We start from the raw sequence: 21,751 nt of genomic DNA on the forward strand, positions 1-21,751 counted from the left end.
TGGCGCCTCAGGGCCCGGCCGCGGCCCAGCGGGCGGCGATCTCGGCCGCGATCTCCTCCGGTGGACGGGTGGCGTCGAGCGTGAGGACCGGCCCGTCGAGCTGGTGGCGGAACCAGGTCTCCTGGCGCTTGGCGTACTGCCGGCTGGCGATCGCCACCGCCTCCGCCACGCTGTCCCGGGTGCGCAGGCCGTGCAGGTACTCCACCGCCTCCCGGGGGCCGATCGCGTCGAGCCCCGGCGCGCCGGGCCGGAGCCCGTCGGCCAGCACCGCCGCCACCTCCTCGATCATGCCGCGGCGGACCATCTCCTCGGCCCGGACCAGGATGCGCTGGTGCAGCACCGGGCGCGGCGCCGTGAGCACCACGTACCAGGGGCGCACCGCCCCCTGTGCGCGCGCGGCCGCTTGCCAGTAGCTGAGCGGCCGGCCGGTGAGCAGCGCCACCTCGACGGCCCGCACCGCCCGCTGCCGCCCGCCCCCCTGAAACCCGGGATCGAGGCGCGCGGCCCAGCGCACCAGGTCGATCGGCTCGAGGGTCCGGGTCCAGCGCTCGAGCTCGTGGCGGCGGGTAGGGTCGAGCGGCGGCTCGGCGAAGAGGCCGTCGACCAGCGCCTTCACGTAGAGCCCGGTGCCACCCACCACCACCGGCATCCGCTCCCGCAGGAGGATGGAGGCGATCCACAGCGGCGCGTCGGCGGCGAAGCGCCCGGCGCTGTAGCGCTCGCCCGGCGCCACGAGGTCGAGCCCGTGGTGCGGGAGCCGGGCCAGCCAGCGGGCCGGGGGCTTGGCGGTGCCGATGTCGAGCCCGCGATACACCTGGCGGGAATCGGCGGAGATCACCTCGAGGGGCCAGTGCTGCAGCAGGGCGAAGGCGACGGCGGTCTTGCCGATCCCGGTGGGGCCGAGGAGGACCGGGGTCCTAACGGCGGCCAAAGCGCCGCTCCAGCTCCTCCCGCGGGAGCTGCACGATCGTGGCGCGGCCGTGCACGTCGTGCGGGGGGAGCGCGCAGCCGAAGAGACGGGCCAGGAGCTCCCGCTGTTCCCGCTCATCGAGCGGATCGCCCCCCTTCACCGCCGCGCGGCAGGCGTAGGTCGCGGCGAACCGTTCCAGCCGGTTGGCCCAGCCCCCGAAGCGGCCGCGCGCGAGGTCGGCCACCATCTCCTGGAAGCAGCGGGCGGCATCGAACCGCGGGTGCGGGGAGGGCACCGACTGCAGGGCCACGGTCCGCCCGCCGAAGGGCTCCACCTCGTACCCCACCCGGCGGAGCACCTCGCCGTACTGCTCCACCACCTCGAGCTCCTCGTCGGTGAGGTCGAGCGTCACGGGGAGCAGCAGCCGCTGCCCGGGGAGGCCACCGCCGGTGAGCCGTTCCAGCACCTGCTCGTAGAGCACACGCTCGTGGGCGGAATGCTGGTCCACGAAGACCAGGCCGTCGGCCGACTCGTAGACCAGGTAAGTGTTGAAGAGCTGGGTGATCGGGCCCAGCTCCCACGCGGGGCGGTCGGTGGCGGGCGCCGCGTCCGGCCCGTCGTCCTCGGGCGCCTCGCCGTCCAGCGGGGCAAAGAGCCCCGGGGAGGCATCGTACCCGGCCGGCAGCGTGGCGGTCCCCACCGGCTGGAATTCCCGGCGACTCGGGCCGCTCACCAGGGCGGCCGCCTCCAGCTTGCCGAGGGCGTCGCGCACCGCTTCCTCGACCGCGCGCTCGGCGCCGATGCGGTCGCGGAACCGCACCTCGAGCTTGGCGGGGTGCACGTTGACGTCGACGTCGTCGCTGGTGGTCTCGAGTTCGAGAAAGAGCGAGGGGCGGTCCCCCGGGTGGATGGCGGAGCGGTAGCCCGCCTCCGCCGCGCGCACCAGGAAGTTGTCGCGGAAGGGCCGGCCATTGATGAAGAGCTGGGTGCGGCGGCCGGTGGGCTGGGCATCGGCGGGGCGCTGGATGAAGCCGCGCACCTGGAAGCCGCCCACGGCGTACTGCACCGGGACCAGCGTGCGGGCGAGATCGGGGCCCCACACCGCCTCGAGCCGCTCCACCGGCGACTGGCCCGAGGGCACCTGCAGCCGGGTGCGGCCGTCGAAGACGAGTTCCAGCCCCACCGTCGGATGCGCCAGCGCCAGGGTGGCCACGGCCTCCCAGCACGCGCGCGACTCGCTGGAGGCGGAGCGGAGGAACTTGCGACGGGCCGGGGTATTGAAGAACAGCCCGCGCACCGTGATGGTGGTGCCGCGCTGGCGCGCCGCGGGCCGCACCTGGTCCACCCGGCCGCCATTGACGTCGACCTCGGTGGCCTCGCCCTCCCCCTCCGAGCTGCTCAGCCGGAAGTGCGACACCGAGGCGATGGCCGGGAGCGCCTCCCCGCGGAAGCCGAAGGTGCGCACCCCCACCAGGTCGGCGGCGCTGCGGATCTTGCTGGTGGCATGGCGATCGAGGGCGAGGATGGCGTCCTCGCGGCCCATGCCGTGGCCGTCATCGCTGACCTCGATGAGGGTCTTGCCCCCCTGCTCGAGTTCGATGCGGACGCGGCTGGCGCCGGCATCGATGGCGTTCTCCACCAGTTCCTTGACGGCGGAGGCGGGGCGCTCGACGACCTCGCCGGCGGCGATCTGGTCGGCGACGGTGTCGGGCAGGATGGCGATGCGGCGTGGCATGGGAAGAAGATAAGCCCGAACCGGCTTCCGTCAGGGGATCCGGGGCGCATCCAGCGGGACGAGGCCCGCGGCCTCCGCCCAGCCGCGCTGACCACCGGGGAGCTCGACCTGCACCCAGGCGCCCCGCGCCGGGCCCAGCCGCACCGTGCTCAGCAGGGCGGCCTCGCCGACCGCCGGGGCCAGCTCGTGCGGTGAGAGCCGGAGCTGCTGGTTCTCCGCCACGACCGCCAGCGGGCGCGCGTAGCGCCAGGCCAGCCCCTCCCCCGCCGCGACCAGCGTGGCCCCGCCCGCGAGGAGCACCACCCACCGCCCCCGCCAGGTCCGCGTCACGAGAATGCCCGCCCAGCCGGCCAGCCAGGTGACGAGCCCCACCAGCCACAACTCCTCGGGCGTGACCGGTGCCACCCACAGGTCATCGGCCGCGCGGGAGTCGGCCGGCGGCAGCAGCACCAGCGCCCGCCGCACCCCGCCATCCCGCGGGCTGAGCCGCGCCGCCCGCACGTAGGCCACGAGCGCCGCCGCATCGCTGCCTCCGCGGAACGCGGCGGCGCCGAGATTGAACCAGTGGGCGGTGACGTCGGGCCCGAGTGAGGCCCGGCGCAGGAAGCCGACCGCCGCGGCGCGGTATGCCCCCGCCTCATAGAGCTGCTCCGGGCCCGCCTGCGCCGCGCCGGCCCCCGCTCCCAGGATGCCGAGCACCACGATGAGCCCAGCCCGCTGCCGCCAGCGCCGCCGGCTGGGGGAGCCGCCGTCGGGGTGCGAGGCGAGCACCTGCTCCACCTCGGTGAGCAGGGCATGTTCCCCGGCGACGGCATCGCGGGAGAACCGCGCCGCGTCCAGCCGGGCCTTGAGGGCCCCCAGGCGACCGGCGTCCTCGCCCCGTTCGCCCACCTCGGCCAGGGCGCGCACCACCCGGCGGTGCGCCAGGCCGAGGGTCTCGGCACGGGGAGCCGGCGCGGGGCCGCGCGGGCGCCTGAGCCGCGGAAGTCGGGGGACCAGCCACACGAGCAGCGGCGCGAGCGCCAGCAGCCACCAGGCCGCCACGGGGAGCGCCGCCTGCACTCGGCGGCCGAGGGGCACCCGCAGGTCGAGCCGGATCGGCGGCGGTTCGGCCCGGGCCACCACTCGCTCGCCGCGCGGCGCCACCACCATCACCCCGGGGGGCACCGTCACCTGCTGGTAGGTCCCCGACTCGGGGTCGAAGTACGGATAGGCCAGGGCGGGGACGCTGAGGGTGCCGGCGGAATCGGGGATCAGGAGAAAGTGAAATGTCTTCCGGCCCCCGAACCGGCCGCCGTTCGAGGCGGGCCGCTCTTCGGCGGCCTCCGGATACACCCGGACCCCGGCCGGCCAGCGCACCCCCGGCTCCGGCCACAGCGCCACGTTGCCTTCGCCCCGCACCACGATCTCGGCGGTGAACGCCTCACCCTGCCGGCCGCTCGCGGGCGTGAGGGTGCGGGTCACGCTGAGTCCGTGCCCCACGGCCCCCGCGAAGCCGGGGGGCCGGCCGGCGTCGGGCAGCGCCAGCGCGGCAAAGCTGGTCGGGTCACTGGCGAGCTCGTAGCGCTCCTCCTGGCTGAAGAACTGGTACGCCAGGGGGAGGTGATAGGTGAGGCGCGCCGGACTCACGGCGAAACGGCCCGGGGTCAGCGGAAACGCCACCTGGTGCAGCACGAAGAGGTCGTACCATTTCCCGCCGACCTGCCGGGTCGCGGCGATGCCCCCGGGGACCAGCTGCGGGTAGCTCCAGACGCCCTCGATCTGGGGGGGCTCGACGGTCGGGGCCCGGCGCAGCCGCTGCCGGGTCTCGCGCTCGAACCAGGCGAGCGTCACCACGTCCACCTGCTGCCCCACGACGACGCGATCATCGGAGAGCGCCACCGAGATTCCCGCCGCGCCGAGGGCGCCCGGGGGTGGGGCCCGCTGGATGATCCGGCTGAGCCGGTCGGAGAGGCTCGCCGTGACGGCGGCGGGGGTACCACCCTCGATGGTGATGGCCACGGCATCGCCCTGGGCATAGGCGATGCCCTGCCGGACATTCACGGGCCCGAGGCGCCACTCTCCCGGCGTCACCGCCCGCAGCTTGAGCTCGATCCAGGTGCTGCGGCCGGCCTTGTCGCCGGTGCTGACGTCGCTCCGCTCGCTGCGCGACTCGAGCTCCACGCCGCCCAGCGTCGGGAGGTCCACCCGGATCGGATCGGACAGATCGCTGACCACGCGAATGGTCAGGGTGATCACGTCGCCCGGAGCCACGCGATCACGGTCGACCGCGAGCATCACCTCGGGTCCGCGCGCCTGCTGCGCCACCAGCATCAGGCCCAGCGCCAGCGCGATCACCAGTCCCGCTCCGTGGGGGGCGTGGGCCGGGCGCGTCCCAGGCGGCGGGCGCGGGTGTCCCGCTCCTCGCGGGTCACCGAGTTGAGGATCTGCTGCGCCTGCTCCGGCGAGAGGGTGGGCATCCCCGCGGGAGGCCGGGTCGGGCCCTGCTGCTGGTTCTGGGGTTGCTGCCCGCGCGGGGGCGGCGGCTTGGGCGCGTTACCGCCGCCGGACGGCGGCGGGGTGCGCTGCCGCTGCGCCAGTTCGAGGTTCCACTTGGCGCGCGGGCTGGCCGGCTCCAGGGTGAGCGCCTGGCGCAGCCGGTCGGCCGCCTCGCCGAGCAGCGAATCGCGCCGGGCGGAATCGGCGGCCGCGCGCCGGAGCAGCACGACGCCCTGGTTGTAGAGGGCCCGGTAGCGGAGCTCCGGATCGAGCGACCGGGCGGCCTGGGCCAGCGCCTGCTCCGCCGCCGGCAGCTCCCCGGCGCCGAGCAGCGCGGTGCCGGCGTTGTAGTAGGCGGTGTCGGAGGCGGCGGGCGACAGCCGGGCCTGCAGCTGGCGGGCGGCCGCGGCGGCCCGCCCCGCCTCGTAGTCGCGCACCCCGGGCGCGGGGCGCTGGGCCGCGAGCCCGCCCGCGCACAGCAGGGCGGCGAGCCCGACCAGCGCGGCCGTCCGGCGCGAGACCGTCTGCACCGCCAGGAACAGCGCCGCCAGCAGCGCCGGGATCCACACCAGGGGCAGCAGGTCCTGGGTGCTGCTGCTCGTGGTCGGGGCCCGCTGGAAGGCGGAGAGCAGCTCGCGCACCGCGCCCGCCTGGTCCGGCAGTTCGGCGGGGACCAGCGCGCCCGCGGCCGCGTCGGCCACCTGCTGCAGCACCGGGTCGCGGCGGAAGGTCTCCACCGCCGCGCCCTGCGCGTCCGTCTTGTACTCGATCAGGGTCCCCGCGCTGTCCCGCACCGGAATGGGTACCGGCTTGGTGCCGCCCTCCGCCACCAGGACCAGCCGGATCTGCTGCTCCCGCAGGGCGCGCGCGGCGGCCAGCACGTCCGGCAGGGAGTCGTGGGCCTCGCCGTCGGTGAAGACCACCAGGACCCGGTCGCCCGCCTCACGGGAGGCGTTGAGGAGATCGGCGCCCTGTCGAAGGGCCCGCCCCATCGCGGTGCCCCCCTGGCTCACGAGGTCCGGCGAGAGGGCGTCGAGGAACAGCGTGATGGCGCCGCCATCGAGCGTGAGCGGGCTCAGGATATAGCTCTGCCCGGCAAAGGCCACGAGCCCCACCCGGTCCTGGTCGAGGTCCTGCACCAGGCGGCGCGCCTCGCGGGCCGCGCGGGCCAGCCGGCTCGGCGCCTGGTCCTCGGCCAGCATCGACCGGCTGATGTCCATCACGAACACCACGGAGAGGGCCTGGGTCTCCGCTTTCACGGTGGCGTGCCCGCCCCGGGGCCCGGCGATCCCCACGCCGGCGGCGAGGCCGGCGAGCGCCAGGAGCAGCGGCGCCATCGCGCCACTGGCCCGCGACTGACGACCCAGCTCCGCCGACCACGCGGCCGCCCGCGCGATCCGCCGCCGCCGCGCCAGCAGGGCCACGAGGCCGATCGCGGCCGCGATGCCGGGGGCGAGCAGCAGGAGCAGCGGGCTGTCGAAGCTCATGGCGTGCGCACCACGAGGGTGGCGCTGAGCAGCAGCTCCAGGGCCAGCGCGAGCAAGCCGGCGAGCACCAGCGGCTTGGCAATCTCGTCGTACCGGACGTAGCGGGTGACGCGGATCGGCGTCTTTTCCAGCCCGTCGATCTGCTGCAGGACCCGGCTCAGCGACTCGCTGTCCTTGGCGCGGAAGTACCGCCCGCCGGTGCTCGCCGCGATGTCGCGCATGAGCGGCTCGTCGATCTGCACCGGGAGCATCTCGTACCGGAAGCCCGACAGGCCGCGGCCGGTCGGGATCGGCGCCTCGCCCTCGGTCCCGACGCCGATGGTATAGACCCGGATGCCGAGGGTGGACGCGGCGGCCGCCGCGGTGCGGGGATCGACCGTGCCCCGGTTGTTGACGCCGTCGGTGAGCAGCAGCACCACCTTCGACTTGCCCGGCGCCTCGCGCAGCCGGTTCACGGCGGTCGCGAGCCCGGTGCCGATCGCGGTGCCGTCCTCCAGCATCCCGATGCGGAGCTTGCCCACCGCCTCGATGAGCACCGGGTAGTCCACGGTGATCGGCACCTGGGTGAGCGCCTCCCCGGCGAACGCCACCACCCCGATGCGGTCGGCGCTGCGACCCTTGATGAAGGCGATGGCCTGCTGCTTGGCGACCTCCATCCGGTTGCTCGGGGCGAAGTCCTCCGCAAGCATGCTGCTCGAGATGTCGACCGCGATGACGATCGCGATGCCTTCCTTCTTCATCTCGACCTGCGCCCCGCCCACCCGGGGACCGGCGGCGGCCACCACCCAGGCCACGAAGGCCAGCGCGCGCAGGGCCAGCGGCAGCCGGGCCAGCCACCGGCGTTCCCGGACCAGCTGCACCAGGCCCAGGTCGCTGAACCGTGTGCCGGCGGCGCGCTGCCCGCGCCGCCACCACCACCACGCCACCGGGAGCAGCAGGAGCAGCAGCAGCCACGGCCGGGCGAAGCTCACGCCGCCCCCTCGACCGTGCGGGCCAGCTCGACGGCACGCGCCGCCAGCGCGGCCACGTCGGCCCCGGGGCGCTCGGCGAACTCCGCCGCCTCGAGGGCCCGCAGCACCGTGCCGATCTCCTCGGCGGGCCACCTGGGCCGCTGCTCGGCGACCACCCGCAGCAGCCGGGAGGTCACCAGCCCGGGCACGCTGCCGGGGAGGTGGCCGGTCACCGCCCGGCGCAGCTCGCGCGCGGCGACGGCCGCCACCGCCCGGTGCTCGCCCGCCTCATGCCACTCCTCCATCGGGGCTCGTGGCGGCGGGGCGGCCCCCGCCGCGGCCACCATCGCGGGCCCCCGGCGCAGCCACCACCAGGCGAGCGGCGCAAAGAGCAGCCCGGCCAGCAGCAGACACGCCAGCAGGGGGAGCGGCGTGGTGACCCGCTGGTCGACGATTCCGGCCTCGGGTTGCGGCGCCGTCCGTTCCGGCACCGCCCCCGCCGGCAGCACGCTGGCCACCTCGATGATGCGCGGCTCGGCCGCCAGCGTGTCGGAGCTGCCGTCGGCGCGCACCAGGATCGGGCCGGGGATGACCAGCTGGTGGGTGCCCGCGGTCCACGCCACGACCGGGTAGGCGATGACGAGTTCCCCGCCCTCCCGCCGGGTGCGGGGCCGCCCGAGCAGCCCGACGCTGCCCTCGAGCTCCCAGGTCGCGGGGCGCACCTCCGCGCCGCCGGGGAGCGTCACCCGCCGCTCCAGCCAGATGGTGTCACCGACGGTGGGGAGCGGCGCCTGCAGGGCGAGCAGCAGCGGGATCATCGCTGCAGCCGCCGGGCGCGCATGGCAAAGGCCCGCCGGAGCACCGGCGCGTAGTCCTGGTCGGTCCGGATCAGCACCTGGTCGACGCCGGCCGCCGTCAGCCCGCGCCCCCGCTCCTCCCGGCGCTTCTCGGCCAGGGCCCGGAACCGGCCGCGCACCTGGCGCTCGCCGGTGTCCACCACCTGCCGCGCGCCGGTCTCGGCGTCTTCCAGCTCGATCCAGCCGGCATCGGGGAGGTCGGTCTCACGCGGGTCTTCCACGGCCACGGCCACGACATCGTGCCGCACCGCGAGCTGGCGCAACGGCTGCTCCCAGCCACGCGCGAGGAAGTCGGAGAGCACCACCACGATGCTCCGGTGCCGCAGCAGGCCGGTGGCGTAGCGGAGCGCAGTGGCGAGGTCGGTGCGTCGGCTGGCGGGCGTGAACGCGACGAGGTCGCGGATCACCCGCAGCGCATGCCGCCGCCCCTTGCCGGGCGGGATCACCCGCTCCACCCGCTCCGCGAAGAGCAGCGCGCCCACCCGGTCATTGGTGCTCGCGGCCGCGAGCGCCAGGATGGAGGCCACCTCCACCGCGACGGCGGACTTGGACCGGGGCGTGCCGAAGTGCGTGGACCCCGACTGGTCCACCACCAGGAGGAGCGTGACCTCGCGCTCCTCGATGAAGGTCTTGATGTATGGATGGCCCAGCCGGGCGGAGACGTTCCAGTCGATGGCGCGGAAGTCGTCGCCATGCTCGTACCCCCGCACCTCGGCGAACTCCATCCCCTGCCCCCGGAACACCGAGCGATACTCCCCGGCGAACAGCGAGGAGACGATGCCCCGGGAGCGGAGCTCGATCGCCTTGACCTGCTTGAGGATTTCGGGAGAGATCGGCGGCATGGGCGGGGGGTGGACGCCGGTGCCGGCGCCGGAGGCGCGCACGGGCGTGCGAGCCTACGGGACCGGCACCGCGTCGAGGATGCGGGTGACGACCTGGTCGGCGTCGATCTCCTCCGCCTCGGCCTCGAAGGTGAGCAGCACCCGGTGCCGCAGCACGTCGAGGGCGAGGGCGCGGACATCCTCGGGGATCACGTACCCGCGGCCCCGCAGGAAGGCGTGCGCCCGGGCCGCCTGCGCCAGCGCGATCGACGCCCGGGGCGAGGCGCCGAAGGCCACCAGCGGCCGCAGGTTGGCCAGCCCGACCACCGACGGGTCGCGGGTGGCGCGCACCAGGTCCACGATGTAGTCCACCACCTTCTGGTCCATGAACGTGGCGCTGATCGTCTCGCGCAGGGCGAGGATCATCGCCGGGTCGAGCAGCTGGCGCACCGCCGCCTCCTCACCCCCGCTGCGGCGGAGCAGCACTTCCTTTTCCTGGTCGCGCGTGGGATACCCGACCCGCACCTTGAGCATGAACCGGTCGAGCTGCGCCTCGGGGAGCGGATAGGTCCCCTCGTTCTCGATCGGGTTCTGGGTGGCCAGCACCAGGAACGGCTCCTCCAGGCGGAAGCTGGTGCCGCCGATCGTCACCTGGTGCTCCTGCATGGCCTCGAGCAGCGCCGCCTGCACCTTGGCTGGGGCCCGGTTGATCTCGTCGGCGAGGATGATCTGCGCGAAGATCGGCCCGTGCTTGACCCGGAACTCCTGGCTCTTCGGGTCGAACACCATGGTGCCGATCACGTCGGCGGGGAGCAGGTCGGGGGTGAACTGGATGCGGGAGAAGCTGGCCTCGACCACCTCGGCGAGCGTCTTGACGGCCAGCGTCTTGGCGAGGCCCGGCACGCCCTCGAGCAGGATGTGACCGCCGGTCAGCAGGCCGACCAGCAGCCGCTCGACCATGACTTCCTGCCCCACGATCCGGCGGCCGACCTCGTTCACGACCTGCTGGATGGGCCCCGCGTCGACCGTGCGGGAGGAAGCGGAGGGTCGTGCAGTCATGGCAGGGGGCGGGGTTGAAGGATGTGGGAGGATAGTCGCGCCTCCGCGCGTTGTCAGCCCCGTCGCCGCGGGGTGTGACGCGCCTCACCCGGCGCCCGCGGCGCCGGGCGCCCGCGGGGCCTGGCGGGCTTGGCGGGCGTGGCCGCCTTGGCGCGGGCGTCGGCGGCGCGGCCGAGGATCGCGTAGATCTTGTCCTCCTCAGCGGGGGTCAGCGGCCGGGTCTGGCCCACCGCGAGCTCGCCCAGGCGGATGGGGCCGTACGCCAGGCGGGCCAGCCGTTCCACCTTGAGTCCCATCTCCTCGCACCAGCGGCGCACGATCCGGTTGCGGCCCTCGGTGAGCGTCACGTCGAGGATGGCGCGGCCGTCGCGCCCCGGCCGCACCCGCACCGCCGTCGGCACCACGGGCTTGCCGTCGACCGCCACCCGGCGCTTGATCGCGGCCTCGATCGCGGCGAGGTCCAGCCCGTGCACGAGCGCCGTGTAGCTGCGCGGGATCCGGGAGCTCGGGTGCGTCAGGCGATGCACCGCCTCGCCGTCGGTGGTGAGCAGCAGCAGGCCGGTGGTGTTGACGTCGAGCCGGCCCACGTAGGTGAGCCCGCGTGGGTCCTTCACGAAGTCGAACACCGTGCGGCGGCCTTCCTCGTCGCTCGCTGTGGTGACGACCCCCATCGGCTTGTGGAAGGCGAGCCAGCGCCGCTCCAGCCGTGGGATCGCCTTCCCGCCGACGGTGATCTTCTGCCGGTCCGGATCCACCTTCATGCCGAGGGTGGCCACCGCGCCGTCGACCCGCACCTTGCCGGTCTCGATCAGCTCCTCCGCGGCCCGCCGGCTCGCGATCCCCGCGCGGGCCAGCGCCCGCTGCAGCCGCATCTCGCTCATGATTCCGCCGGGACCGACGCGGCCGCTTCGGCCGAGTCCGCCTGTTCGGGTTTGTGCGGCTGCAGCGCCACGGCGAACTCGTCGGTGCGCGGCAGCTCGCCCAGGTCGCGGAGCCCGAGGAGTTCGAGCAGCAGCGGCGTGGTGCCATACAGCAGCGGGCGGCCCATCGCCTCGCTGCGTCCCACCACCTCGATCAGTCCGCGCTCCTGCAGGCTGCGCAGCACGCCCCCGGCCGACACCCCCCGGATCTCCTCGATCTCCGCCCGCCCCACCGGCTGGCGGTAGGCGATGACCGCGAGCGTCTCCATCGCGGCGGCGGTGAGCCGCGGGGTGCGCACCGCGATCTGCGCCCGCTCGATGGCCTCGGCGAAGGCGCGACGGGTCAGGATCTGGTACCCGCCGGCCAGCTCGACCACCTCGACGGCGTGCCCGTCGAAGTCGTAGTGCTCCCGCAGCTCGTCCAGCGCCGTCCGCACGTCGGCCAGCGACGCCTCGGCCTCGAGAGTCTGCAGCTCCTCGATGGTGATCGGGCGGTTGGCGGCAAAGAGCGCGGCCTCCACCAGCTGGGTCAGGGGCATCATGGGGCAGGTTCCTCCGCGGCGGGGACCGCCGGTGATTCCGCGCTGAGGGGAGCGGCACCCGTGGGTCCCGGGGCGGCCCCGGCGCGCGGCGCAATCTCCGGCTCCGGCTCCGGCGTGCGGCGCCGGATCAGGAACGAGGTGAACACCTCGGCCTGGGTGATCAGGATGCGGCCCCGCTTGGCCAGCTCCAGCAGCGCCAGCAGGGTCGACAGCAGGTCCACGATGGTGGGCCGCGGACCCAGGGCCTCGAGCCAGGAGAACTCCTCCCGCTCCTCCAGCAGCGCCTCCAGCCGCCGCGTGGCTCCCTCGGTATCGAGGGGCCGCGGCACCACGCGGTGCAGCACCGGCGAGGGAATCTCGCTGACCACCTTCTCCACGGCACGCAGCAGCTCCACCAGGTCCAGGGTGAGCGGCGGCGGGGGCAGGTCGGGCGGGGCCGGCAGGTAGCCACGCGGATGGTGGTCGGCGCGGCGGTCGGCGGCACGCTCCAGCCACCCGGCCACCTCCTTGATGAGCTGGTACTCGAGCAGGCGGCGGACCAGCTCGTGGCGCGGATCCTCCCACCCCTCCTCCCCGTCCCGGCGGGGGAGCAGCATCTGGGCCTTGAGCCGCAGCAGCCGGCCCGCCATCTCGAGGTAGTCGGCCGCCTGGTTGAGCCCGAGGTGCTGGATTGCGTGCAGGAACTGGTCGGCGATCCGCGCGATCGGGATGTCGGCGATGTCGATCTGCTCCTCGCGGAGCAGGTGCAGCAGCAGGTCGAGCGGGCCGTTGAAGGCGTCGAGCTGCACCACGAACGCCGGCTCGGCGCCCAGCGCGGCGGTGGGGGCGTCGGGGTGGGTCATGCGCCGAACGGCTTCCAGGTGTCGCCGATGCCGTAGGCCGCCACCAGCCCGTAGAGACGGCTGAAGCCCCAATAGGCCGGCGCCAGGAACAGGTTGGTCAGCGGGCGCAGGAACATCAGCACCGCCATGAGCGGCAGGAACCCGAACTGCCCCAGGGCCCGGTACCGGGCGCCCCACGCGGGGGGGAGCGCATGGTAGAGCAGATGGGAGCCATCGAGTGGCGGGATGGGCATCAGGTTGAAGAAACAGAGCACCAGGTTGAGCCAGATGCCCCACATCATCATGCGCTGCAGCAGCGCGAACCCCTCCGCCATCCCCGGCGCCAGGCCGGCGAGCGGCGCCAGGCCCACGAACAGCGCGGCGCAGAGCAGCGCCAGCAGGAAGTTGGTGATGACCCCGGCGGAGGAGACGAGGAGGTCCCCCTGGACGTACTTGCGGTACTTGCGCGGGACGACCGGGACCGGCTTGGCCCCGCCAAATGTGAAGGGCATCCCGGCGGCGCTCGAGACCACCCACAGCAGCGCGGGCAGCAGGATGGTCATCCAGGGATCGATGTGGGGCAGCGGGTTGAGGGTCACCCGGCCGAGCAGATAGGCGGTATCGTCCCCCTGCCACAGCGCGGTGCGCGCATGGGCATATTCGTGCGCCACGAACGAGAACAGCAGGATGGGCGCGATGAGGACGAACTCACGGAGATCTGGCATCGGGAGGCCCAATCTAACCCGCCCCCCAAGCCCGGAAAACCCGCCCCCCGCTTGACCTTGCGCCTCCGCCTGCCTAGGTTGTCGGCTTCCCGCCGGCCCACCCGGGCTGGCTGTCCGGAACCGAACGCGAGGTTGTCCGTGCCCCGTATCAAGTCCGCCAAGAAGGCGCTGCGGAAGTCCATCGCTGCGAACGAGCGCAACCGCACCCGTCGCAGCCAGCTGCGCACCGCCATCAAGAAGGTCCGGACCGCCGCCAACGGGGCCGAAGCCAAGGATGCGTTCGTGGAGGCCGCCAAGCTCCTCGACCGCGCCGGCCGCAAGAACCTGGTGCACAAGAACGCCGCCAACCGAACCAAGAGCCGGCTGGCCAAGCTCGCCGCCGCCAAGAAGTAAGCTCGCCCTCCGAAGCGCCACGGGCGGAGTTCCCCCAGGGGATCTCCGCCCGTTCTCGTTGCCACCCATCCCGGGGCCGCCTACAGCGCGGCCAGCTCCGCGCCACACCGCTCGCAGTACCACTCCGTGGGGCGGTTGAGCGTGCCGCACTCCCCGCACTTGAGGGTCTTCTGGCCGTTGCCGCTCGACCGGTCCTTGGCCGCGTCGACGGCGGGGGCCTTGGGCTCGGGCGGCGGTTCGGGTGCCACCGGCTCCGGTGCCCGGGTGAACCCGCCGCTGGCACGGCCGCGGGCCGGCAGCGGCGCGGGCGTCGGAGGCGCCGCCGGGGCCTCGTTGCCGGTCACCGACTTGAGGAAGGCCAGCTCATCCAGCTTCCCACCGCCCCCACCGGTCTCGGCCGGCTTGCCACTGGGGAACCACAGCGTCCGGCTCGGCTGATCGTCCTTCTTGACCGGCGCCGCCGGCGGCGCGGGCGGCTTGGGCTGCGGCCGCGGGGGGGCCGGGCGGAAGGGGATCTCGGCGCTGGCCGGGGCCGGCGCCGTCGCCGCCGGACGGATCGGCTCCACCACCGGCGGCGGGGGCGCGGGAGCCGGCGGCGGGGCCATGGGTTCGGGTGGCAGCGCGGCACGGGAGCCTGAGGTCGTGACCGCGGGGCGCGGCCCCGAGGCGATCGTCGGCGCCGGTGGCGGGGGGGCCGGTGGCTCGGGAATCGGTTCCGGTTCCGGCTCGGCCGGGGCGGCCGCCACCGGGCTCCGGATCGTCCCCAGCACCTCGTTCAGCCGGTCGATCTCCGCGTGGGTCTGGGACAGTTCATCGTGGACGTGCGCCAGGACCTTGAGCAGCTCGGTGCGGATGCCGTCCCACTTGGAGTCGTCGTACTCGCCCACCATGTGGCGAATCTCGGCCTCGGAGAGGTGCTCCTTGTGCTCGCCCTCCCGGCTGGCGAGCTCGCCGGCGCGGGCCTGCAGGCCGGACACCTGGTCCTCGAGCGCGCTGGTGTGGCTGCGCAGCTCCGCGAGGACCGCCTCCAGCCGCCGCTCGTAGTCGGCGCGCACCCGGCCCCGCACCGCCTCGGGCACCGGGGACGGCGCGCCCGAGCTGGAGTTGAGCCGGGTGAGCCAGCTGACGAACTGGGCCCGGTCCTCCAGCAGCTTCTCGATCGAGGTCCCGCCCTCAGGGCTCGGCTTGGTCATGTCCGGACATCCCTCGTGGCCGTGCCAACTCGTGGACTTGCTCAGGGGTCAGGTGCACTACCCGTCCGATGGTCCGCGCGGCGAGGATGATCCGCGCCGCGTGTTCCAGGCTTTCCATGCGAATCTGTGCCGACATCAGGTCGGCGCCCCAGGTCACGGCGCCGTGGTTGGCCAGCAGCACGCCCTCGTTTCGTGCGAGGAACGGGGCCATCGCCGCGCCCACCGCCGGCGTCCCCGGCAGCGCGTACGGCACCAGCGGCACCTCACCAAAGAGGACCGTCAGCTCCGGGAGCACCGTCGCCGGCAGCCCCTCGCCCGCCACGGCGAACCCGGTGGCGGTGGGGGGGTGCGCGTGCACCACCGCGCCGACATCCGGCCTGGCCTGATAGATACGCAGGTGCAAATCTAATTCGCTCGTGGCCTTACGAAAGCCGCCCAGGGGGGCGCCGGCCAGGGAGACCCGGACCAGATCCTGGGCGGTCAGCTCCCCCTTGAGCAGCCCCCGGGGGGTCACCAGCAGGGCGTCGGGACCCACCCGGACCGAGACGTTGCCGTCGGCCCCCGCGATCAGCCGCGCCTCCCACAGCCGCCGGCACACCCGGATGATCGCCTCACCAGCCTCGGCGAGGCTGGGCGGCTGCGGACTACTCGGTGGAGCGGTCGTAGACCACCCTCCCCCGGACGATCGTGAGATCGCAGCGGCCCTGGAGCTGCCGGCCCCCGAACGGGGTGTTCCGGCTCTTGGAGTAGAAGCGGGCCGGATCCACCGTCCAGGCAGCGTCCGGGTCGAGGATCGCGACGTCGGCGGGGGCGCCGATGGCGAGGGTACCGCCGGGAAGGTTGTAGATCTGGGCGGCCCGCGTGCTCATCCGGAAGAGGAGGTCGGGGAGCGGGATCAGCCCGGGCTTCACCAGCTCGGTCACCGCCAGGCCGAAGGCGGTCTCCAGGCCGAGGATGCCGTTGGGGGCATCATCAAACTCGCGCTCCTTGGCGTCGTAGTGGTGCGGCGCGTGATCGGTGGCGATCACGTCGACCGTGCCGTCCTTGAGCGCCTCCCGCAGCGCCTCGACATCCTCGGGCTCGCGGAGGGGCGGGTTCATCTTGGCGTTGGTGTTGTACCCCTCGCACGACTCGTGGTTGAGCGTGAAGTGGTGCGGGGTCACCTCCGCGGTGACCTTGAGCCCCTTGGCCTTGGCCCGGCGGATGAGCTCCACCGAGCCCCGGGTGCTCATGTGGCAGAGGTGGATATGGCCGCCGGTGAGCTCGGACAGGATGCAGTCGCGGGCCACGTGGATCTCCTCGGCCGCCGCCGGGATCCCCTTGAGGCCGAGCCGGGTGGCGACGATCCCCTCGTGCATGGCGCCGCCGTGGGCGAGGGTGATCTCCTCGCAGTGATCGGCCACGGGGATCCCGAAGGTCTTGGCGTATTCCAGCGCGGTGCGCATCAGGTGGCTCGACATGATCGGCTTGCCATCGTCGCTCACCGCCACCGCGCCGGCCGAGAGCAGCTCGCCGAACTCGGAGAGGGTCTCGCCCTTCTGCCCGAGGGAGATGGTGCCGACCGGATACACCCGGGCCTTCCCGGCCTTCTGGGCCTGGCTGATCACGAAGCCCACCGCGCCCTGGTTGTCGAGCGGCGGGTCGGTGTTCGGCATGGCGCAGACCGCCGTGAAACCGCCGGCCGCCGCGGCCATGGCGCCGGTGGCCACCGTTTCGACGTGCTCGAACCCGGGCTCGCGCAGGTGCACGTGCAGGTCGATCAGGCCCGGGGTGACCACCCGGCCCTTCGCCTCGATCACCTGGCAGCCATCCTCGCCGGTGATGTTGCGCCCGACCGCCGCGACCCTGCCGTCCACCAGGTACACGTCGGCCACGCCGTCGCTGCGGCGCGAGGGATCGATGACCCGGCCGCCGCGGATGAGGATCGGACGCATCACTCACTGCCTCCCTGGCCCTGCCAGTCGGGCGAGCCGCCGGCGAGGAGATAGAGCGCCGCCATGCGGACGGCCACGCCGTTGGTCACCTGCGGCAGGATCACGCTGTGCGGCCCGTCGGCCACGTCGCTGTCGATCTCGACCCCGCGGTTCATGGGCCCGGGGTGCATGATCACCAGCTCCTTCGGGGCGCGGGCCAGCCGCTCCGAGGTGATGCCGAAGACCCGGTTGTACTCCCGGAGCGAGGGGATGAAGCCGCTGGTCATCCGCTCCAGCTGCAGCCGCAGCACGTTCAGCGCGTCGGCCCAGGCGATGGCGTCCTCGATCCGGGTGATCACCTCCACCCCGAGCGCGGCGATGTCGCGCGGCACCAGGCTGGCGGGGCCGCAGACGGCCACCTCCGCGCCGAGCTTCTTGAGCCCCCAGATGTTGCTGCGGGCCACCCGGCTGTGGGTCACGTCGCCGCAGATCGCCACCTTGAGGCCCTCGATCTTCCCGAAGCGGTCGCGCAGGGTCAGCAGGTCGAGCAGCCCCTGGGTCGGGTGCTCGTGCTTGCCGTCGCCGGCGTTAATCACGTTGGAGCGGATCCGGTTGCCGAGGAATTCGGCGGAGCCCGAGGCCGGGTGCCGGATCACCACCATGTCGATCCGCATCGCCTCCAGGTTGCGGGCGGTGTCCACCAGGGTCTCGCCCTTGCTCACCGAGCTGCCGCTCGAGGCCACGTTCACCGTGTCGGCCGACAGCCGCTTCTCGGCGAACTCGAACGAGATCCGGGTGCGGGTGGAGGCCTCGAAGAACAGGTTGACGATCGTCTTGCCCCGCAGCGCCGGCACCTTCTTGATGGGCCGTTCGCTCACTTCCTTGAACCGCTCGGCCGTGTCGAGCAGCAGGTGGATCTGCGCCGCGCTCAGGGTCTCCAGCCCGATCAGGTCCTTGCCCAGCCCGGGTCCGCTCATCGGCCGGCCCTCACCAGCTCCACCGCGTCGCGGCCATCCAGCTCCTGCACCAGCACGTCCACCCGGTCGCCGGGACCGACCTCCTGCCGCACCCCGACCACGTCGGGCTGGATGGGCAGCTCCCGGCCACCCCGGTCGAGGAGGACGCAGAGCAGGATCCGCCGCGGGCGCCCGAAGTCGGCCAGCTCGTCCATGGCGGCGCGGATGGTCCGGCCGGTGTAGAGCACGTCGTCGACGATGACCACCGAGCGGCCATCGAGGTCGAACGGCAGGTCGGTCTCGCCGATGACGGGGCGCGGCCCGATGGCCTGCAGGTCGTCGCGGTAGAGGGTGATGTCGAGCTTGCCGCAGGGCAGCGGCCGGCCTTCCTGTCCCTCGACCAGCCGGGACAGCCGCTGGGCGAGTTCGACGCCGCGGCGCTGGATGCCGACCAGCACCACGTCGGCGGTGCCGTGGCAGCGTTCCACGATTTCGGAGGCCATGCGGGTGAGCGCCCGGGCGATTGCCCGGTCGTCGAGAAGAATCGAGCGGGAGGGCATGGTGGCGGGAAGGTAGCCACTCCCACCGGTGGAGGGAACTGGGGCCTCGCGCTCAGCCGGCCGCGACGGGGGGGCGAACGCCCGCGCGGGGCCGCACCAGGCGGAGCAGCATCAGGACCGTGAAGGCGACCACATACCAGGTCCCGACCCGCCAGTCGAGTTTCTGGACCATCAGGTAGTGCAGCAACCCGAGGACCGTCGCCGGGTACACCAGCCGGTGCAGCAGCCCCCAGCGGCGGCCCAGCCGCCGGATCATCGCGGTCGTGGAGGTGAGCGCGAGGGGGATGAGCAGCAGGAAGGCGGCGAAGCCGACCGCGATACGGGGGTGCTCCACCGTGTCGCTCCAGATCAGGGCCGGATCGAGCGACTGGTCGAAGACGAAGTAGATCACGGCGTGCAGCAGGACGTAGGCGAAGCTCCACAGGCCGAGCATCCGGCGCAGCCGGATCAGCTCGCTCCAGCCGGTGAGTCGGCGCAGCGGCGTGATCGCGAGCGTGGCCAGCAGCAGCACGATCGCCGCGAGCCCGGTGGTGACCTGGAGCGTCTTGACCGGGTCGGCGCCCAGCGTCCCGCCGCCGAAGGCCGCCCGGGCCAGCCACAGCGCCGGCCCGAGGGCGGCGGCGAAGACGACGGGCCACAGCGCGTGGCGCACCAGCGCGGCGCGGTTCACCGGCCCTGCCCCGGGCTCAGTAGTCCCTCGCCAGGTCCATCCCCGCGTAGAGTCCGGCCACCTGGTCGGCGTAGCCGTTGAAGGGGAGGGTCTTTCGCTTGAAGTACTCGCCCAGGCGCCGCTCGCGGGCCTGGCTCCAGCGGGGGTGGTCCACCGCGGGATTCACGTTGGCGTAGAAGCCGTATTCGTCCGGCGCAATCACGGCCCACGTATTGGCCGGCTGGCTGGTGGTGAACCGGATCTTCACGATGGACTTGCCGCCCTTGAACCCGTATTTCCACGGCACCACCAGGCGGATCGGAGCACCGTTCTGGCCCAGCAGCGACTTGCCGTAGAGGCCGGTGGCCAGGAGCGTGAGCGGGTGCCGCGCCTCGTCCAGCCGGAGCCCCTCGACGTACGGCCAGGGGAACGACCGGCTCTTCTGCCCCGGGAGCTGCACCGGGTCGAGGAGGGTGGTGAACTCCACGAACCGGGCCCGGCCCGTCGGCTCGAGCCGGGCGATGACGTCCTTGAGCGGCACCCCCAGCCAGGGGACCACCATGCTCCAGGCCTCGACGCAGCGATGCCGATAGACGCGCTCCTCCGCGCGGTGGGGCCGGAGCAGGTCCTCGAGGTCGTAGTCGCCCGGCTTCGCCACCTCGCCCTCCACCCGCACCTTCCACGGGGCCAGGCGGAGGGTGCCGGCATTCCGCGCCGGGTCGTCCTTGCCGGTCCCCAGTTCGTAGAAGTTGTTGTAGGTGGTGACGGTCTCGAAGGGGGTCAGCGGATCGTCATCACCCCGGAGCGCCGCCCCGCCTTCGCGGGCCAGCCCCTGGGCCAGGGCCCGGCGCTCGCCGAGGGTGAGGGCCACCCCGGCCGCGGCGAGCCCGGCCAGGAAGCCGCGGCGGTTCTGGTACAGGGATTCGTCGGTGACGTCGGCGGCCCGGAGGTCGGGGGCACGGCGAATGAGCACGGGAGGGACTCCAGGCCTGAGGGTTCCTGAAGATACGCCGCGGGGCGACCGCCGGTTCCTTCGGGAGGGAAACGCCGCGGGGCCGACAGGGGGAAGCCGGGGATCCGGCACCGCCATCGGCCCCAGGGGGGACGGACAGAGAGGGATTCGAACCCTCGATACCCTTTTGAGGTATACACGCTCTCCAGGCGTGCGCCTTAAACCACTCGGCCATCTGTCCCGAGGGCGCGCCGGGGGCGCTTCTCCCCGGGGCGCGGGCGGGGAGTCTTACCCGCGCCGCGCGTGAAGTCAAGCGCCGGGGCGGCACGCCTCCCCCCTCGCTGGGCCCGGCGGCCGCATGTAGTTTCCACGCGCTTCCCTCCCCCACTCCGGAGATCCCATGGGCAAGCTCGTCTTTGGCGGTGTGCTCCTGCTGGTGTCGTTCTTCCTGATGATCGCGCGCTCCAGCGCCGCCGGCGGCAAGAGCTCCGGGCTGCTGCGGGTCTTCGCGGCGGTCTTCAGCACCGTGGGCCTCCTGTTCATTCTCGGCGCCCTGGTGGTGGTCGTGGATCCGGGTCAGGTCGGGGTGAAGCACGCCTTCGGCACGGTGGACGAGCGCCCCCTGCTGCCGGGCATCCACATGGTGACCCCCTGGTCATCGGTGGAGCGCTATTCCACCCGCGAGGAGCAGTTCCCCCAGGCGGGGATGGAGGCGGAAACCATCGAGGCACTCTCCAGCGAGCAGATGGGCATGGCGGTCGACGCCGGGCTCCGCTGGCAGATCAACCCCCAGGACGCGCCCCGGATCTTTCTCGAGATCGGCACCGAGGAGCAGATCCACTCGATCGTCCACAACGCGATCCGCCAGGGGGTGCGCGACGGCATGGTGCGCTTTTCGATCAATGACATCTCCAAGCGCACCGAGATCGCCTCGTTCATGCAGTCCCTGGTGGACAGCGCGCTGATCACGCAGCCCCGCTCCGGCGGGGAGCCGTTCCGGATCGCGGAGGTCACCGCCTTCTTCCTGCGCGACCTGCAGCCCCCGGACCAGGTGGTCCAGGCCATCAACGGGAAGATCGCCCAGGAGCAGCAGATCCAGACCGAGCGGCACCGGGTGGAGGTGGCGCGGTTGCAGAGCGAGCAGCAGAAGCTGCTCAACCAGACCCTCACCGCCGAGGCCCTGACCAAGCAGTACCTCGAGGTGCTGCACGACATGAAGGGCTCGAACAACCTGGTGATCCTGGTGCCCACGGAGGGCGGAATCCCCATGCTGGACATCGCCAAGCTGCGGAGCAACCTGCAGTAGCCGCAGGACCGGTCCCTTGGGGGGCACAACAGGAGGCCGCCGGTCGGTGACCGGCGGCCTCTGCCACGTTCCCCTGCGCCGACGGCCTCAGGCCGCGCCGCCCACCAGTTCGACCGCGTCGAGCAGGTCCTTCACTGCAAACGGCTTCTCGAGCGTCTGGGCGGCACCCAGGAGCCTGGCCGCCTTGAGGTAGTCGCCGGGGCGGCCGCGGCCGCCCCCGGAGATGGCGATCACCCGCAGGTCCGGCCGCAGGCGACGGACCTCCATGATCGTCTCCAGCCCTTCCTTGCCCGGCATGATGAGGTCGAGGACGACCAGCTCGAGCCCCGGCGCGTCGATCGCGCCCATCACGGCGAGCCCATCGGCCACCGCGACGACCGTATGCCCCGCGCGCTCCAGCGTCCGCCGGATCAGCGCCCGGTACTGCTCATCGTCGTCCGCCACCAGAATCCGCACCACCCCTCCCCATCCCGCGCCCACCATCCGGCCGCGCACCTGACCAGCGAGCCTGCCGCCTCGGGAGC

22 protein-coding genes and 1 tRNA gene are annotated in these 21,751 nt (G+C 73.2%); 2 read left to right on the top strand and 21 right to left on the bottom strand.

Annotated features, from left to right (window positions below; translation table 11 throughout):
• Positions 1-7 precede the first annotated feature (7 nt).
• The 12 genes from miaA to IPJ95_12385 are packed head-to-tail and all read right to left on the bottom strand — an operon-like array spanning position 8 to position 13,305.
• The gene (gene miaA / locus IPJ95_12330; protein MBK7924395.1) at positions 8-931 is read right to left on the bottom strand and encodes a tRNA (adenosine(37)-N6)-dimethylallyltransferase MiaA; all 924 of its coding nucleotides are present in this window, start codon (positions 929-931) and stop codon (positions 8-10) included.
• On the bottom strand, positions 918-2,645 hold the full coding sequence (gene mutL / locus IPJ95_12335; GenBank protein MBK7924396.1) for a DNA mismatch repair endonuclease MutL: 1,728 nt from the start codon (positions 2,643-2,645) through the stop codon (positions 918-920). The genes miaA and mutL overlap by 14 nt, the downstream gene beginning before the upstream one ends.
• Before the next feature lie 30 nt (positions 2,646-2,675).
• Entirely contained in the window at positions 2,676-4,982 is a 2,307-nt protein-coding gene (locus IPJ95_12340) for a BatD family protein (protein ID MBK7924397.1), read from the bottom strand.
• On the bottom strand, positions 4,979-6,610 hold the full coding sequence (locus IPJ95_12345; protein ID MBK7924398.1) for a VWA domain-containing protein: 1,632 nt from the start codon (positions 6,608-6,610) through the stop codon (positions 4,979-4,981). Before IPJ95_12345 ends, IPJ95_12340 begins: the two co-directional genes overlap by 4 nt.
• Positions 6,607-7,581: a VWA domain-containing protein gene (locus tag IPJ95_12350; protein ID MBK7924399.1), complete on the bottom strand. Its 975-nt coding sequence runs from the start codon at positions 7,579-7,581 to the stop codon at positions 6,607-6,609. Before IPJ95_12350 ends, IPJ95_12345 begins: the two co-directional genes overlap by 4 nt.
• Positions 7,578-8,378, bottom strand: coding sequence for a hypothetical protein (locus IPJ95_12355; GenBank protein ID MBK7924400.1), 801 nt, complete (start codon positions 8,376-8,378; stop codon positions 7,578-7,580). The genes IPJ95_12350 and IPJ95_12355 overlap by 4 nt, the downstream gene beginning before the upstream one ends.
• Positions 8,375-9,301: a DUF58 domain-containing protein gene (locus IPJ95_12360; GenBank protein ID MBK7924401.1), complete on the bottom strand. Its 927-nt coding sequence runs from the start codon at positions 9,299-9,301 to the stop codon at positions 8,375-8,377. The genes IPJ95_12355 and IPJ95_12360 overlap by 4 nt, the downstream gene beginning before the upstream one ends.
• A gap of 12 nt (positions 9,302-9,313) precedes the next feature.
• Positions 9,314-10,297: a MoxR family ATPase gene (locus IPJ95_12365; protein ID MBK7924402.1), complete on the bottom strand. Its 984-nt coding sequence runs from the start codon at positions 10,295-10,297 to the stop codon at positions 9,314-9,316.
• A gap of 53 nt (positions 10,298-10,350) precedes the next feature.
• Positions 10,351-11,178 carry an rRNA pseudouridine synthase gene (locus tag IPJ95_12370; protein MBK7924403.1) on the bottom strand — a complete coding sequence of 276 codons (828 nt, stop codon included), beginning with the start codon at positions 11,176-11,178 and terminating at the stop codon, positions 10,351-10,353.
• On the bottom strand, positions 11,175-11,759 hold the full coding sequence (gene scpB, locus IPJ95_12375; GenBank protein MBK7924404.1) for an SMC-Scp complex subunit ScpB: 585 nt from the start codon (positions 11,757-11,759) through the stop codon (positions 11,175-11,177). Before scpB ends, IPJ95_12370 begins: the two co-directional genes overlap by 4 nt.
• Positions 11,756-12,601 carry a segregation/condensation protein A gene (locus IPJ95_12380; protein MBK7924405.1) on the bottom strand — a complete coding sequence of 282 codons (846 nt, stop codon included), beginning with the start codon at positions 12,599-12,601 and terminating at the stop codon, positions 11,756-11,758. The genes scpB and IPJ95_12380 overlap by 4 nt, the downstream gene beginning before the upstream one ends.
• Complete coding sequence (locus IPJ95_12385; protein ID MBK7924406.1) at positions 12,598-13,305, bottom strand: site-2 protease family protein; 708 nt, start codon at positions 13,303-13,305, stop codon at positions 12,598-12,600. The genes IPJ95_12380 and IPJ95_12385 overlap by 4 nt, the downstream gene beginning before the upstream one ends.
• A 138-nt stretch (positions 13,306-13,443) precedes the next feature.
• Here IPJ95_12385 and rpsT point away from each other — a divergent pair, with 138 nt between their 5' ends.
• Positions 13,444-13,698 carry a 30S ribosomal protein S20 gene (gene rpsT / locus IPJ95_12390; GenBank protein MBK7924407.1) on the top strand — a complete coding sequence of 85 codons (255 nt, stop codon included), beginning with the start codon at positions 13,444-13,446 and terminating at the stop codon, positions 13,696-13,698.
• Between the two features lie 80 nt (positions 13,699-13,778).
• On the opposite strand, the gene IPJ95_12395 is transcribed toward rpsT, so the two are convergent.
• The 8 genes from IPJ95_12395 to IPJ95_12430 all read right to left on the bottom strand — a co-directional run bounded on the left by IPJ95_12395 (position 13,779) and on the right by IPJ95_12430 (position 20,162).
• Positions 13,779-14,891 (bottom strand): hypothetical protein, encoded by a 1,113-nt coding sequence (locus IPJ95_12395; GenBank protein ID MBK7924408.1) that lies wholly within the window; start codon positions 14,889-14,891, stop codon positions 13,779-13,781.
• Complete coding sequence (locus tag IPJ95_12400; GenBank protein ID MBK7924409.1) at positions 14,872-15,498, bottom strand: class II aldolase/adducin family protein; 627 nt, start codon at positions 15,496-15,498, stop codon at positions 14,872-14,874. The genes IPJ95_12395 and IPJ95_12400 overlap by 20 nt, the downstream gene beginning before the upstream one ends.
• A gap of 37 nt (positions 15,499-15,535) precedes the next feature.
• On the bottom strand, positions 15,536-16,825 hold the full coding sequence (locus IPJ95_12405) for a dihydroorotase (GenBank protein ID MBK7924410.1): 1,290 nt from the start codon (positions 16,823-16,825) through the stop codon (positions 15,536-15,538).
• Positions 16,825-17,781: an aspartate carbamoyltransferase catalytic subunit gene (locus tag IPJ95_12410; protein ID MBK7924411.1), complete on the bottom strand. Its 957-nt coding sequence runs from the start codon at positions 17,779-17,781 to the stop codon at positions 16,825-16,827. The genes IPJ95_12405 and IPJ95_12410 overlap by 1 nt, the downstream gene beginning before the upstream one ends.
• Positions 17,778-18,320, bottom strand: a complete 543-nt coding sequence (pyrR, locus tag IPJ95_12415; protein MBK7924412.1) for a bifunctional pyr operon transcriptional regulator/uracil phosphoribosyltransferase PyrR — start codon at positions 18,318-18,320, stop codon at positions 17,778-17,780. Before pyrR ends, IPJ95_12410 begins: the two co-directional genes overlap by 4 nt.
• Positions 18,321-18,372: 52 nt before the next feature.
• Positions 18,373-18,990, bottom strand: coding sequence for a sulfoxide reductase heme-binding subunit YedZ (locus tag IPJ95_12420; GenBank protein MBK7924413.1), 618 nt, complete (start codon positions 18,988-18,990; stop codon positions 18,373-18,375).
• Positions 18,991-19,006: 16 nt separating this feature from the next.
• Positions 19,007-20,059, bottom strand: a complete 1,053-nt coding sequence (gene msrP, locus IPJ95_12425; GenBank protein ID MBK7924414.1) for a protein-methionine-sulfoxide reductase catalytic subunit MsrP — start codon at positions 20,057-20,059, stop codon at positions 19,007-19,009.
• 15 nt (positions 20,060-20,074) lie between these two features.
• Positions 20,075-20,162 (bottom strand) — tRNA-Ser (locus tag IPJ95_12430).
• Between the two features lie 159 nt (positions 20,163-20,321).
• On the opposite strand from IPJ95_12430, the gene IPJ95_12435 reads away from it, so the two are divergent.
• Positions 20,322-21,227: a hypothetical protein gene (locus IPJ95_12435; GenBank protein ID MBK7924415.1), complete on the top strand. Its 906-nt coding sequence runs from the start codon at positions 20,322-20,324 to the stop codon at positions 21,225-21,227.
• A gap of 87 nt (positions 21,228-21,314) precedes the next feature.
• Here the strand turns inward: IPJ95_12435 and IPJ95_12440 are convergent, their stop codons facing one another.
• Positions 21,315-21,710: a response regulator gene (locus tag IPJ95_12440; protein ID MBK7924416.1), complete on the bottom strand. Its 396-nt coding sequence runs from the start codon at positions 21,708-21,710 to the stop codon at positions 21,315-21,317.
• Positions 21,711-21,751: the final 41 nt, after the last annotated feature.

The organism is Gemmatimonadota bacterium (genome assembly GCA_016713785.1).
Classification (GTDB): Bacteria; Gemmatimonadota; Gemmatimonadetes; order Gemmatimonadales; family GWC2-71-9; genus JADJOM01.

Coding starts and splice junctions, on each gene's coding strand:
- IPJ95_12370 (MBK7924403.1), bottom strand. CDS start 11,178: ATGAGCGAGATGCGGCTGCAGCGGGCGCTGGCCCGCGCGGGGATCGCG.
- IPJ95_12410 (MBK7924411.1), bottom strand. CDS start 17,781: ATGAGCGGACCCGGGCTGGGCAAGGACCTGATCGGGCTGGAGACCCTG.
- IPJ95_12355 (MBK7924400.1), bottom strand. CDS start 8,378: ATGATCCCGCTGCTGCTCGCCCTGCAGGCGCCGCTCCCCACCGTCGGT.
- scpB (MBK7924404.1), bottom strand. CDS start 11,759: ATGATGCCCCTGACCCAGCTGGTGGAGGCCGCGCTCTTTGCCGCCAAC.
- msrP (MBK7924414.1), bottom strand. CDS start 20,059: ATGGCGGTGCCGGATCCCCGGCTTCCCCCTGTCGGCCCCGCGGCGTTT.
- pyrR (MBK7924412.1), bottom strand. CDS start 18,320: ATGCCCTCCCGCTCGATTCTTCTCGACGACCGGGCAATCGCCCGGGCG.
- IPJ95_12345 (MBK7924398.1), bottom strand. CDS start 6,610: ATGAGCTTCGACAGCCCGCTGCTCCTGCTGCTCGCCCCCGGCATCGCG.
- IPJ95_12395 (MBK7924408.1), bottom strand. CDS start 14,891: ATGACCAAGCCGAGCCCTGAGGGCGGGACCTCGATCGAGAAGCTGCTG.
- IPJ95_12405 (MBK7924410.1), bottom strand. CDS start 16,825: ATGCGTCCGATCCTCATCCGCGGCGGCCGGGTCATCGATCCCTCGCGC.
- IPJ95_12365 (MBK7924402.1), bottom strand. CDS start 10,297: ATGACTGCACGACCCTCCGCTTCCTCCCGCACGGTCGACGCGGGGCCC.
- IPJ95_12380 (MBK7924405.1), bottom strand. CDS start 12,601: ATGACCCACCCCGACGCCCCCACCGCCGCGCTGGGCGCCGAGCCGGCG.
- mutL (MBK7924396.1), bottom strand. CDS start 2,645: ATGCCACGCCGCATCGCCATCCTGCCCGACACCGTCGCCGACCAGATC.
- IPJ95_12440 (MBK7924416.1), bottom strand. CDS start 21,710: ATGGTGGGCGCGGGATGGGGAGGGGTGGTGCGGATTCTGGTGGCGGAC.
- IPJ95_12435 (MBK7924415.1), top strand. CDS start 20,322: ATGGGCAAGCTCGTCTTTGGCGGTGTGCTCCTGCTGGTGTCGTTCTTC.
- IPJ95_12385 (MBK7924406.1), bottom strand. CDS start 13,305: ATGCCAGATCTCCGTGAGTTCGTCCTCATCGCGCCCATCCTGCTGTTC.